The sequence below is a fragment of the Mucilaginibacter inviolabilis genome (genome assembly GCF_011089895.1).
In the GTDB taxonomy this organism is placed as follows: domain Bacteria; phylum Bacteroidota; class Bacteroidia; order Sphingobacteriales; family Sphingobacteriaceae; genus Mucilaginibacter; species Mucilaginibacter inviolabilis.
Map to the genome: position 1 here is coordinate 3,659,580 of NZ_JAANAT010000001.1, position 13,244 is coordinate 3,672,823.

12 protein-coding genes are annotated in these 13,244 nt (G+C 40.7%); all 12 read left to right on the top strand.

What is annotated here, in order from left to right; all coding sequences use genetic code 11:
• Positions 1-470: 470 nt before the first annotated feature.
• The 12 genes from G7092_RS15095 (at position 471) to G7092_RS15150 (ending at position 13,233) form a co-directional block, all read left to right on the top strand.
• A complete protein-coding gene (locus G7092_RS15095) occupies positions 471-3,638 on the top strand; it encodes a SusC/RagA family TonB-linked outer membrane protein (protein ID WP_166090620.1) in 3,168 nt (1,055 codons plus the stop codon).
• Positions 3,639-3,658: 20 nt separating this feature from the next.
• Positions 3,659-5,161 (top strand): RagB/SusD family nutrient uptake outer membrane protein, encoded by a 1,503-nt coding sequence (locus G7092_RS15100; RefSeq protein ID WP_166090621.1) that lies wholly within the window; start codon positions 3,659-3,661, stop codon positions 5,159-5,161.
• A 21-nt stretch (positions 5,162-5,182) separates the two neighbouring features.
• Positions 5,183-5,872 (top strand): fasciclin domain-containing protein, encoded by a 690-nt coding sequence (locus tag G7092_RS15105; protein WP_166090623.1) that lies wholly within the window; start codon positions 5,183-5,185, stop codon positions 5,870-5,872.
• A 7-nt stretch (positions 5,873-5,879) separates the two neighbouring features.
• Positions 5,880-6,875: a DUF5007 domain-containing protein gene (locus tag G7092_RS15110; RefSeq protein WP_166090624.1), complete on the top strand. Its 996-nt coding sequence runs from the start codon at positions 5,880-5,882 to the stop codon at positions 6,873-6,875.
• A 24-nt stretch (positions 6,876-6,899) separates the two neighbouring features.
• Positions 6,900-8,021 (top strand): DUF3472 domain-containing protein, encoded by a 1,122-nt coding sequence (locus tag G7092_RS15115; RefSeq protein ID WP_438861463.1) that lies wholly within the window; start codon positions 6,900-6,902, stop codon positions 8,019-8,021.
• A gap of 206 nt (positions 8,022-8,227) precedes the next feature.
• Complete coding sequence (locus tag G7092_RS15120; protein ID WP_166090626.1) at positions 8,228-8,698, top strand: YHS domain-containing (seleno)protein; 471 nt, start codon at positions 8,228-8,230, stop codon at positions 8,696-8,698.
• 36 nt (positions 8,699-8,734) lie between these two features.
• On the top strand, positions 8,735-9,178 hold the full coding sequence (locus G7092_RS15125) for a YHS domain-containing (seleno)protein (RefSeq protein WP_166090627.1): 444 nt from the start codon (positions 8,735-8,737) through the stop codon (positions 9,176-9,178).
• Between the two features lie 6 nt (positions 9,179-9,184).
• Positions 9,185-9,871, top strand: a complete 687-nt coding sequence (locus G7092_RS15130; RefSeq protein WP_166090628.1) for a phosphopantothenoylcysteine decarboxylase domain-containing protein — start codon at positions 9,185-9,187, stop codon at positions 9,869-9,871.
• Positions 9,872-9,881: 10 nt separating this feature from the next.
• Entirely contained in the window at positions 9,882-10,283 is a 402-nt protein-coding gene (locus G7092_RS15135) for a DoxX family protein (RefSeq protein WP_166090630.1), read from the top strand.
• A gap of 25 nt (positions 10,284-10,308) precedes the next feature.
• Entirely contained in the window at positions 10,309-10,809 is a 501-nt protein-coding gene (locus tag G7092_RS15140; protein WP_166090631.1) for a DinB family protein, read from the top strand.
• Positions 10,797-12,584 (top strand): NRDE family protein, encoded by a 1,788-nt coding sequence (locus G7092_RS15145; protein WP_166090632.1) that lies wholly within the window; start codon positions 10,797-10,799, stop codon positions 12,582-12,584. The genes G7092_RS15140 and G7092_RS15145 overlap by 13 nt, the downstream gene beginning before the upstream one ends.
• Before the next feature lies 1 nt (position 12,585).
• On the top strand, positions 12,586-13,233 hold the full coding sequence (locus tag G7092_RS15150; RefSeq protein WP_166090634.1) for a LysE family translocator: 648 nt from the start codon (positions 12,586-12,588) through the stop codon (positions 13,231-13,233).
• Positions 13,234-13,244: the final 11 nt, after the last annotated feature.

Genomic DNA, 13,244 nt, shown 5'->3' on the forward strand with positions numbered 1-13,244 from the left:
GACGCCTTTATTTTTGATAAAAGGCGACTTTAACGTATTTTCTTATGTTTTATTTTAAAATTGATATAAAATCATAAAAAATTACTTTTAAACAACAAATATGATTTCGGTTTTTAATCAAAACCATTAAATCTTTCCCGCTTTTCTAATAATTATGGCCCTTAAATCAGCTTAAACCTACTCTTTTTTTGCTTTAACTATTAAATAATTGAATTCTTAAACCATTGCGCAATAAAACTTCAGCAGCAAACGTTTGCGTGCCCTTCAATTAGGTGCTCAATAAAATTATTCGATAGGTTTGGTTTAAGAGATTATTGATTTTCTGATTGAAAAACAATCACTTACGACCTAAGTCCGACGCTTCCCGTAAGGCTGTTTATCAATGCAAATTAAGGTATGTATTGTTAACCGGCGATTACTCAATAATTAATTATAAAACAATCCAATTTATTTATTTAACCCAGTAAAGCATGATGAACATTTACAAAAAGATTCTGATTTGTTGTACGCTGTTATTTTACTACGGGCTTGCCTTTGCCCAGGTAAATATAACCGGCACAGTTAAAGGCGCTGATGATGGCAGACCTATCCCCGGTGTTTCTGTAACCGTTAAAGGAGAGAAACGGGGACTAATTACCGACTCGGAAGGTAAGTTTAAAATTTCTGTTACTCCCAATACCGTTCTCCGGTTTTCATTTATCGGTTTTGATGCCAAAGAAGTTGATGTTAAGGAAAAAACGGTTATTAACGTAAGCCTTCAACCTTCAAAAAATGAGCTTAATAATGTGGTTGTAGTAGGTTATCATGAAATTAAGCAACGGACAACTACCGCTGCTATAACCGTAATTTCAGGTAAGGATATAGAAAATTTGCCAGCGCCCAGTTTTGATATTGCCTTACAAGGTAAGGTAACAGGGGTAAACATCCAAAACTTTAGCGGGCAGCCAGGAGTACGTAATACTTTCACTGTAAGGGGTAATTCGGCTTTGTCATCTAACCTTTCTGAAGCCAATGCGTTGAGCACCCCCTTGTTTATTATTGACGGGGTACCCACCAGCCTTACAGATCTGGGCAATTATGATAATACCCAAACCGATGTTTTGGCCGGCATCAATATTAACGATATTGAAAGCATACAGATAGCCAAAGATGCCGCCGCCACGGCCATATGGGGTTCAAGAGGTGCCAATGGTGTAGTAACTATAAAAACAAAAAGAGCGACTAAAGGAAAACCGCAAATCAACTTAAACGTTTACGGTGGCTTTTCTGATCAGCCTAAATTAGTTGAAACAGCCACCGGCTCCTACGAGCGAAATCAAAAACTTAATTTCCTGACCCAACAAGGTGGTGTAAAAGCAATTGGTTCATTACCTCAAATGCTTACCGACAGTTTGAACCCGGCATTTAATAACGCTACTAACTGGCAGGGATTGTTTTACCGTAAAGGCTATATTCATAACGTAGACTTATCCATAGCCGGGGCTACAGATGCCATCAACTATCGTTTCAGTTTGAACAACTACGATGAGAACGGTGTTCTATATGGAACAGGCTTTAAGAGATATTCATTCCGATCAAATATTGATTATCAGATCAATGAAAAGCTGAGCACCGAAGTAAACATCAGCTTTTCAAGAGTCGACAGACAACCAGGCCTGGGTAATGATCCACATGAGGTCAATCCTCTATCCGGTTTTCAACAGCCAAGTTCATTGTATTACACTAATGATACAGATATTGCCAGATACCGGGGACAATATGATCAGTTAAGAAACCTGGACAGAAACGATCTCTTAACCGGCTTTATAGGGTTGCATTACAAGATACTACCGGGTTTATTGTATAAAATTGAAGGATCCGGAAGTACCAACATGAGTGAAAACCAGTTTAGCTCACCCACAACGCTATCTGCGCAAGGAATTGCTACTTCTTATGACTACAGCAGTAATTATGTATCGGCCAACATCAATAACGTTTTATCCTACGGACGAAAAATCGGCACCAATCACAATATCAATATTCTGGTACTGCAAAACTTTCAAAGAGATGTAGTGAACAGTAAAAATATTTATGGCGATAACGTTCCGAACGATAATATAAAAGTGGTTCAGGGTGTTCCGCAAGCCAGTTTAACTGCTTCAACCGATTACCAGGCTTCTTCACTGCTATCATACGCTACACAAGTACACTATGATTATAAAGAGAAATACCTGTTTGATGCTACTATGCGTGCAGATGCATCATCAAGGTTTGGCTCCAATCACAAATGGGGATATTTTCCATCGGTAAGCGCCGGCTATATACTTTCTGATGAAAATTACCTAAAACCAGTAAGATGGATATCGTTATTGAAACTAAGAGCAAGTTATGGTGTAAACGGCGATCAGCCATCTAGTTTTTACGCCCCTTACAATGGTTATAATTTAACACAAGGTTATTACAATGGCGTAGCCATGGGTACGCCTAACTTTAATACAGGCAATGGGGTTACCGATAAAAACCTTACCTGGGAACCAACTAAACAATTCGACATAGGTTTTGATGGCGCCTTTTTTAATAACCGTATTAACCTTACTGTCGATTATTATAACAAAATTCAAAGCAATAAATATTACACCTTTCCGCTGGCCTTTTATACCGGGTATACACAACAAACCTCTAACTCGGGTCTATCTGTAGGCAACTCTGGTATCGAGGTTAATATTGACACGCATAACCTGCCACCTTCCAGCAAATTTCAATGGACTACCAACTTTAATTTTTCATACAATAAAAATCAAATCCGTAGTCTTCCTAACGGAAACCGCACTATTTATGCAACCTATAATGATAACAATAGTGGTTTAGGCATTAATTACATTTTCCAGGTAGGCAAGCCCCTGTATATGCTTAACCAGATGATTTATCAGGGAGTTTACAACTCGCAATCACAAGTACCTGTTAATCCATTTACCGGCCAGGCACTTACTTATTTTAAAGGAAACTATCCGGTTAAACCAGGTTACCCCATCTGGTTTGATTCCAATGGCGATTACGATGTTTGGTCTGACGAGGACAAGGGTAATGCTCAGGGAGATTTACTGCCAACGGCAAATCCTAACCCGGCTATAACTGGTGGTTTTAACAATAACTTCAGTTATAAAAACTTCTCATTAGGTATCGGGATGACCTTTACCTTAAAAAGAGATATCATTAACAGCTTGCTCTCTAATCAATACAATAACTGGGCAAGTGGCATCAATAACTTTACCAGTTCTGGCATTCCTGACCTTTCCAAAATAGGGTTCTGGGATCCGGTGTTAGCCGCTAAGGATCCGGCTGGTTATAAAGCCAAGTACCCTGCCTTAAACCCTGGAGGCGCTTACTTTTATCAGTTCTTCCCTTTCTCAACTATGTTTAATGAAAATGGAGCTTATTTAAAAATCACCAATATTTCTTTAGGATATAAGCTTTCTAAAAAATATCTGGATGCTTTAGGGCTTACAGGTTGCCGTTTTTATGCTGTTTTACAGAATGTATATACTTTCCAAAAAGCCAAGGTTCCAGATGCGGAGCAAGTAAATCCATTTGGTATTTACGATGGTGCCACTTACCCTATCCCTAAAAAAGTAACCCTGGGTGTAAACGTTCAGTTTTAATTAATTCAATGAAATTACAGATGAAAAAGTATATTAATAAATACATTATAGCTATAATTATTTGCGGCGTTGGATTAATTACCTCGTGCAAAAAATATATCAACGAAGGACCAATTGACACCCCAACCGACGATAATTTCTGGTCGAGCGAAAGGGCCGCAGAAAGCGGACTGGCGGGTGCATATGGACTGTTACGTACAGCCTTAACCAATGGCAACGCCTATTTTATTTTAGGAGACGCTACCGCAAATGAATTTACCTATGGCAGCGATTGGACATTAGCCTCCCTAAGTTCAGCCAACCAGTGGAATTTCAATTACGTTCCTTACAACGAGTCGGTGCTACACAACTGGACCAGCTTTTATCAGGTTATAAGTCAATGTAATTTGATACTAAGCAAAGTACCCAATATTCCGGCAGCTAACTTCACAGATGACCCCGTGGCTACTAAGAACCAGATTTTGGGTGAAGCATATTTTATCAGAGCCTATTGCTATTATTATATTACCCAGGTTTGGGGACAGCCGGTTATTGTTACCCAAGCTTATACAGACCCCATCAACGCCAAACCTATAGCCCGCAGTTCAGATGCAGATGGGTTTAACCAGGTGGTTAGCGACCTTAAAAAGAGTTCCGCCCTTTTAAGCTACAGTTATTCCGATGCTTCAAAAGTTGCTGTTCAGGCAAGTAAAGGATCGGCTATGGCGCTTTTATCAAAGGTTTATATGTGGCAAAAACAATATCAATTGGCATCAGCAGCAGCTGACAGTGTGATACAATATGGCAACTATTCACTGGAATCAGGTGTAAATTTCTCCAATATATTTAAAGGCCAAAGCCCGGAAAGCATTTTTGAGATCAACATGATCTACTCGCCAAATCAGAATGAAGCACAAAGCGGAAGTAGCGGGGTCTTTTCTATTTTCCTGGCAGACCCGCTTGTAAAAGGTAAAAGTTCAAGCTGGGCGGTAAATAAAGACCTGATCAATAGTTTATATGATACTACCAAGGTGAGTAGCGACGTGAGGGTTAAATCTACATTTTATGGTTTGCATAGTACAAGTACCTTAATGGTTAAATATGCCAACGTAATCTACCAGAATCCACAACAGCAAACGCTTCCTTTTGTAAGCAATAACATGGTTGTTTTACGCCTTGCCGATATCCTTTTATTAAAAGCCGAAGCTGATCTGAACCTGGGAAATACCGGCAGTGCATTAACTTATCTTAATCGCGTACGTCAACGGGCAGGCCTTACCCCTTATGTTTTTACTGGTCAAAATGATTTACTGTATACCATTATGGATGAACGGGGAAGAGAATTATATGGTGAAGGTCAATGGTATTTTGATCTTGTACGATCGGGCCTTATTACTAATCCCAACTATGCAAATTCCATAGATGGCTATTTGCCTAATCGCATAACCAATCGGGGTTATTTATGGCCGCTTGATCTGAGAACTCTTTTACCCCAGGATCCATTGCTAACACAAAATGCATGGTGGGCAGCAGCAGGTCAGTAATTCACTTAAACAGATAAGAAAATGAAAAATATAATTAAATTCTTTATGATCTCTGCATTAGCCGGTATCATATTGGTTTCATGCAAAAAAAACGATTATATCGTTGGTGGTAAGCTGGAAAACACAACCACAACTTTAAGCACTTATGACTATTTAAAAAGTAACAGATATAATATGTTTGATACTTTATTATTGGTGATTGATAAGGCCGGATTAAAAGATGTGATCAATCAAAAAGGCATTACATTTTATGCACCAACAGATTTTTCCATTAACAATTATTTACAGGCAAAAACTCTACAGGCTCAAAAAAAGAACCCATTTGCCAAATACAGTATCGACACTTTAATCAAGTATGATCTGAATGTATTCAAAGACTCATTAAATACATATATCATCCCTCAAACAGTAACCTATGGTTCGCTAACCGGAAACGGAGTTGTTTTCAATACGTCAAAAACCGGGAGTCAGGCAGTTATATCGTTCGAAAAAACATATGACCCTACTTTAGGATACACCTCGGCTACCAGCACAGCTCCAAGTATAGAATATTACACCTTTATTAAAGGGAAACTACCAACTGTAGTAGTTGCATCTGATATACCGGATACAGTTGGCGTCAGGGTACGGTGCCAAACAACAGGTCTTACCACCTCTACAGGCCAGCTTAATGTGCTTAGTAATACACATGTTTTATTTTTTAAACAATAACAACAACATGAAACGTAATCTATTTTTATATATCCCATTACTCATTATATGTTTAGTAGCAAGCTACGCGTGCAAAAAAACAGGCAATGGTTTCTTAAGTCCATATATTCATTACGAGCAAAACCCTATCATTATTCCTAAAGGGCGGGCATTTCTTAGTGCAGGATTGAATGGCGACGGTACCTCGCAACCTTTTTCTGTAAGGGTTATCCATTTTTATGATAAGGCAACCGGTAAAATTGTAGATGATTTATTTAGCAAAACATACCCTGTTTCGGTTTGGACAGGATTATATGATCCTAAAACAGATACCACCCTGCAATTGATTAATGCTAAACTTAAAACCGTTAACGTAGCCCCAATTTCTATTAATCCTTCCAGTGGTCAGATATTGGGTAACTACGGAGCCCTGCAACTACCCGCCGGCGAATATCAATTTGACCTGGAAATAAAAAATGAAACCGGGACAAAAATTTATCCCAAAATTGGCGATTTTTTACTCAGGGACACTACCACCTTCGAATCGGTGCCAACCATCGGATCAACCAGCGAAACCAGGATAATGGTTGGCAATGAAAGTAAATCTGTGGGAGGTAAACCACCGTTGTTAACAGTAACCAGAGTTGCCGATACACCCAATGTGATCACCGTTAAGTATATGGACAAAAACGGCGTATTCTTCAACCCCAAAAAGGGCGAGATTATCAGCAGACCGGCAGCCGGTTTAAATCCAAATCCTCCCTATTTACAATCGCTGCAACAGTATACCAAATCATATTATTATACAGACGATGCTATGGTATTTAAATTTCCATTTACACCATTTCCGTTAAACTCCCTGGGTAATGGATATAATATTTATCAAAGGATCCCAACCCAGTTTGTGCATAATGATGGATTACCTGATGGCATGTATAGTTTAAATCTTCGGTTCCCTATACGAATATATGTGCCGGGTTCTTACCTGGTAGTTGAACAAACCATAGATGCAGCACACAACTAGCTAATTTAAGCCTATTTAAAGCACATGAAATTAAATATAAAATACCTTTTTATTCCGATACTAACACTAGCCACTGCAACACATAGTTTAGCCCAGCAAAGCTGCCCAAAATGGGGACCCTATGTAAAAACAGTCAAAATGAATAAAATCAAAGCCGAGCTGATGATGGCAGATGTAATGTTTCCGGCGGATGGTTTGGCTCCTTATACCTATGCCTGCAGCGTGCAGTTTGGCATTGGTAAAAGCGGTGGTTATTGCGGGATACAAAAAGCAGGCTTAAATGAAACACGTATGCCCAATAACATATTTTCCATTTGGGACTTTCCTAATAAGGTTCAGCTATCCGCACAATATAAAGACCCGTTAACTTTTGTTGGCGGCTTTGGTGGTGAGGGTACAGGTTTACATTCTCATGCCGATTTTGGTTGGAAGCCCGGTCATTGGTATACCAATATTGTAAAACGATGGACGGTAAATGATTCTACAACCATGGTGGGCTACTGGATATATGACCAAAGCGAGAAAACTTACCGGCATTATGTAACCTTTATGGTGCCCGAAAAAGAAGCTATGCTTCATGGAGATATCGGCAGCTTTCTGGAAAATTTTGCCGATGATCAAAAAAGATCCAGAACAGCTGTTTACAAATCTTACTGGATGTTAACTGATCAGAACAAATGGGCACACCCAGACTCGTTGGTGGCTGAAGCTGGTGAAGGTTCATGGAAGGCGGAAAAGTATGGTAATGATGGCGTAAAGGTAACTTCATGCGGCACAACTCCGGGACAGCCAAAAACCTTTTATCCTACCCATCAAAAAGATAAACCGGAGATTCAGCCGGCAAGTATTTATGATCTGGCTTCCTATTATGATCACTCCCAGAAAAAGATTTTTGTGAACTGGAGCATGCTGCCAACCGCAACGCCACAGTTAAGCTATGAGATAAAAATATACGAAAATAGCTCATACACTGGCAATCCTATTGCATCTATCAAAGGCACCGACCCCGACCTCACCAGTACAGGATTTTTGGTTAAAGACATGAACCTGAAAGCCCAGGACTACTATATTGCCCTGCAGATAACAGATATTTTTGGCCAGTTTTCTCCCGTTAAAAAAACAGTTTTGGAAGAAAAAAAGCCATAGTTATAAATCGTGTAACATTTGCCGCTTAAAAGAAAAAGCCTCAGAATTTTAAAATTCTGAGGCTTTTTCTTTTAAACAATGTATGCAAACCTACTCCTCTACAAGCCTCATTTATCCGACCCTTTGTCAATTAATTAAAAATTATTGTAAGGATCGCCGGTAATCTCCGACAAAGCAGCAAAACAACTAATCAAGATAATAAGATCATGAAAAAAATGTTCGCCCTGCTTGTTGCAGCTCTATTTATCATTCGCGTGGCCTCTGCACAAAACGCTACGGAATTTCACAAAAAACAATTTAACCTGGATGATTCCGGATTGGCCATCAGGGGTTATGATCCAGTTTCGTACTTCACAGCCCATAAAGCCCAGGAAGGAAAAAAAGATATTACCCTGGTTACTGAAGGCATCACTTATCGTTTTTCATCAACACAAAACAGGGATCTGTTCAAAGCCAGTCCGGCTAAATATCAGCCACAATATGGTGGTTGGTGTGCCTATGCCATGGGTGCAACCGGTGAGAAGGTAGACATCGATCCCGGTACTTTTAAGCTGCTCGATGGTAAGCTTTACCTCTTCTACAATAAGTTTTTCAACAACACCAAAAAATCCTGGGACAAAGACGAGAGCAATCTTAAAAGAAAAGCTGACGCCAACTGGGCAAAGATCACTCAGTAACCCACCCAATTACACACACTTAACCCAACAATTTACATGAAACGTACCATTCTAATCGCCTTCATCGCTTTTTTAGGCATAGCACAGGCAAAAGCACAAAAATCAGAAATATTTGCACCGGGTGGCAAAGCTATCAAAGGTTACGATCCCGTTGCTTTTTTCACAGAATCAAAACCAGTGAAAGGTTCAGATAGCCTAAGCTATCAATGGAAGGATGCTACCTGGCTTTTCGCATCCCGCAAAAACCTGGAAGTATTTAAATCAGATCCGGATAAATATGCACCTCAATATGGTGGTTACTGCGCTTATGGTTTATCACAAGGTCACAAGGCGCCTACCCAAACCGATACCTGGACTGTGGTAAATGACAAGCTTTATTTCAACTACAACAGCAAAGTGAAAGAGTTATGGGTAAAAGATCAGCAAAGCCTGATTAAAACCGCTGATGAAAAATGGCCAGCACTAAAGGATAACAACTAATCCATTATGACCACCACCACAAAGGGCCCTTTGGTATTAATTACCGCGGGCCCTATCCGGGAAGCCATTGACCCGGTACGCTATATCAGTAATCATTCATCGGGTAAAATGGGCTATGCTATTGCTGAAGCTTTTTTAGATCAAGGCTGTACGGTGGTACTGGTATCCGGGCCTGTAGGTTTAACATTAACCCACACTAACCTCAGCATTATCCAGGTTCAATCAGCAGATGAAATGTTTGCAGCCTGCCTGCCATATTTCGACTCAGCACAGGTTGTAGTTTTTGCAGCAGCAGTTGCCGATTATAAACCTGCCGAAATTTTTACTTACAAGATGAAGAAATCGGCCAATGAATTTGAGTTGAAAATGGTTAAGAATGTAGATATCGCTTACGAATTCGGGCGGGTGAAACGGGACGACCAAATCGCCGTAGGTTTTGCTTTAGAGACCAACAACGAAGAGCAAAACGCAGTACATAAATTGTATAAAAAGAACTTCGATCTTATTGTGCTTAACTCCACCCAGGATAGCGGCGCTACCTTCGGTTTTGATACCAATAAGATCACCATCATCAATAAAGATTTGGTATTTCAATCCTTCCCGCTTCAATCAAAGCAGGAGGCTGGTAGAGACATAACTAACGCCGCTTTAAAGCTGGCAGCTAATCATACCCCTATTATTCAGCATCATTAAAAACAACATCATGACAAGCACTCCAATCAATATTTTAGCCTGGATATTGCGCCTTGCCGCCGCGATAATTATGCTCCAAACCTTATATTTTAAGTTTACTGCAGCACCGGAATCAGTATATATTTTTTCAACCCTTGGTCTGGAACCCTGGGGACGGATCGGCATCGGCTCTTTAGAACTTATAGCCTCTATCCTGCTGTTAATTCCCAAAACCACCAGCTTAGGCGCACTCCTGGCCGTAGGCATTATGGCCGGCGCGCTACTGGCACACATCACCCAATTAGGCATCGTGGTACAAAACGACGGCGGGCAGTTATTTGGATTGGCATTAGCCGTTTTCATCTGCTGCTCCATTCTCCTGTTGATATTCAGAAAACAGCTGGTGTCCTATATCCCATTTATTCACGCTTAGGTAATCCTAATCAATTTAAAACATCATGAAACTTAAAAAGCCCATCATAAACTTACTGGAACAACTGGAGTTTGTTATTGACCATTTGACCAACGAACAATATACACAACCTGTAAAACTATTATCCCACTCAAGCATAGGGCAGCATACCCGCCATATCCTGGAGTTTTTTATCGAACTGTATAAAGGCTACGAAAGTGGCCTAGTCGATTATGATAAACGTATCCGGAACCATGCTATTGAATCTGATAAAAACGCGGCCATTTCAGCCTTGCATCAAATAGCTGATCAATTGGTTAGGCCCGATAAGAGCTTTGTTTTACAGGTAGAATATGGAGCTGAGGTCGATCACCGGGCCGAAGTAGTGACCAACTATTTACGCGAACTGGTTTACAATATGGAACATACGGTTCATCACATGGCGCTTATCCGCATTGGTGTAAACGCGGTGTCAGAGATCGACATACCCGAAGAATTTGGCGTAGCTGCTTCCACACTTAAATACAGGAAGGCATGTGCACAGTAACCTATATTCCCGGCAAGGATGGTTTCTTTTTGACCTCCAACAGGGATGAACATGTGACCCGAGGCATCGCCCTTGCTCCGGCAATTTACAATGCCGGAAGCGCTAAATTACTTTATCCCAAAGACCCGGATAAGCATGGCAGCTGGATAGCAGCCAAAAACAATGGCGACCTCGTGGTACTGCTTAACGGGGCGTTTGTAAATCATACCAAACAAAAAGATTACCGCAAAAGCCGCGGACTGGTGTTAAAGGAAATTATCGAAGCAGAACTTCCTGCACATCATTACCACAATATGGATCTGGACGGTGTTGAACCTTTTACATTGATCCTGTACACCTCGGGCGAGTTATATGAATGCCGCTGGGATGGTGAAGAAAAACATACCACGTCCATCAGCATGAATCTGCCCCATATCTGGTCGTCGACTACACTATATGATCAAACGGCGGCAAATAAACGGGAGAACTGGTTTAGCGACTGGCAGCGGTCCGACTATCCAAAAACAGCAAACAACATCCTTCATTTTCACAAATATGCCGGTGAAGGAGACCAGAAAGACAGCCTGGTGATTAACCGCGATGGAAAAATGAAAACAATGAGCGTAACCAACATCAGCGTAATGCATGGCAATATCACCATGACCTACGAAGACCTAAAAGCAAACAAACAATATATAAATGAGCTGGCCATTGAAAGCCCTGCTCAAATAAATCAGCCGAGAATATTGCCACGCTTTTTTGCTATAAAACGCTTTTTCATCAGGCTTTTTAATTGGGAATACTGGTCGCTCAACACGGTGTATGCCCCTATTATGTTCTATTGGTTTTGGCTGAGTTTTAAATCACGTTCATTTTTCTTTTTCAATACCGCGAACCCACAGATCGAAAACGGCGGTTTTGCCATGGAAAGCAAATGGCTCATCCATCACCAGATACCCGAACCATACAAACCCGAAACTTTTTTCTTTAAAGCAGGAACACCTGCGGAGCAAATAAAACAAGTCATCAAACAGGAAAATTTAAACTATCCATTAATCCTGAAACCCGATATTGGCGGCCGAGGGGTACTGGTTAAGAAAATACACAGCGATGATGAACTAGCTCCATATGTACAATCCATGAAGGTTGACTTTTTGGTACAGGCATTTATTCCATACCAACAGGAGGTGGGGATATTTTATTACAGAATACCGGGCCAGGACAAAGGCCATATATCGGGTATTGTAGGTAAGGAGTTTTTAACCGTTACCGGAGATGGCCGATTAACCATTGCGGAATTGCTGGCCAGAGAACCACGCTATCTATTACAGCTCCCCGAACTGATGATCACCAACGCCGAAGAGCTTCAACAGGTGTTACCATCGGGCGAAAAACGCGTATTGGTTCCTTATGGCAACCATGCCAGGGGTGCAAAATTTATTGATCTCAGCCACCAGATCTCGGATGAATTAACCCAGACTATCGATGCGGTTTGCAGGCAGATACCTGAATTCTATTTCGGCAGGATGGATGTGATGTACAATACCTGGGAAGAACTGTGCCAGGGGAAAAACTTCGCTATTGTGGAGCTGAACGGCGCCGGCAGCGAGCCTACCCATATTTATGATCCCAAACACTCCATCTTTTTTGCCTGGAAAGAGATCATGAAACATTGGAAACTTTTACATACCATCAGCACCATCAACCATAAAAATAAAAACCTTAAATACATGACCTATGCCGAAGGCATGCAAATGTTAAAGGATAATACTAACTATTTAAAACTGATCGCCTAACATGTCCAGATATTTCAAATTATTTTTCGCCGCTTTCAGCATCAGTTTTATTGGGGCATTGCCTATAGGCACCTTAAATACCAGCGTTGCCAATTATGCGCTCAATAATAATTTCATGGGAGCCTTTGAGTTTGGCTTTGCCGCCATTTTGGTAGAAGTAAGCCTGGTTAGGGTGGCTTTGTTTTTGCTCGATAAGCTCGGTCATTTACAAAAGCTGTTCAGATATTTAAGCGTGGTATTTTGCTTTGCCATTTTGTACTTGGCATATAAAAGTCTGGAAGCGGCATTTCATATGCGCAATTTTGAGGACACACTGCCATTTATAGGGATGCAGCCCTTTTATTCGGGCCTGGTGCTCAGTTTGCTTAACCCGCTCCATATTCCGTTTTGGTTGGGCTGGACGGCGGTGCTAAAAGGCAGAAAAGTATTGTACTCCAATACAGCCAATTATAATGTATATATAACCGCTATTGGTACGGGCACTTTCCTGGCATTTTTAATCTATGGCTGCGCCGGGAATTACCTCATGAACGTATTGAAAGCTCAGCATAACCTCATCAACTGGATATTGGGCTGTACTCTATTATTAACCGGAGTAGTATTGGCCTATAAGATCATCTTCCGAAAAATCCAGTTAAAAGTTGCATAACCTATTAATTA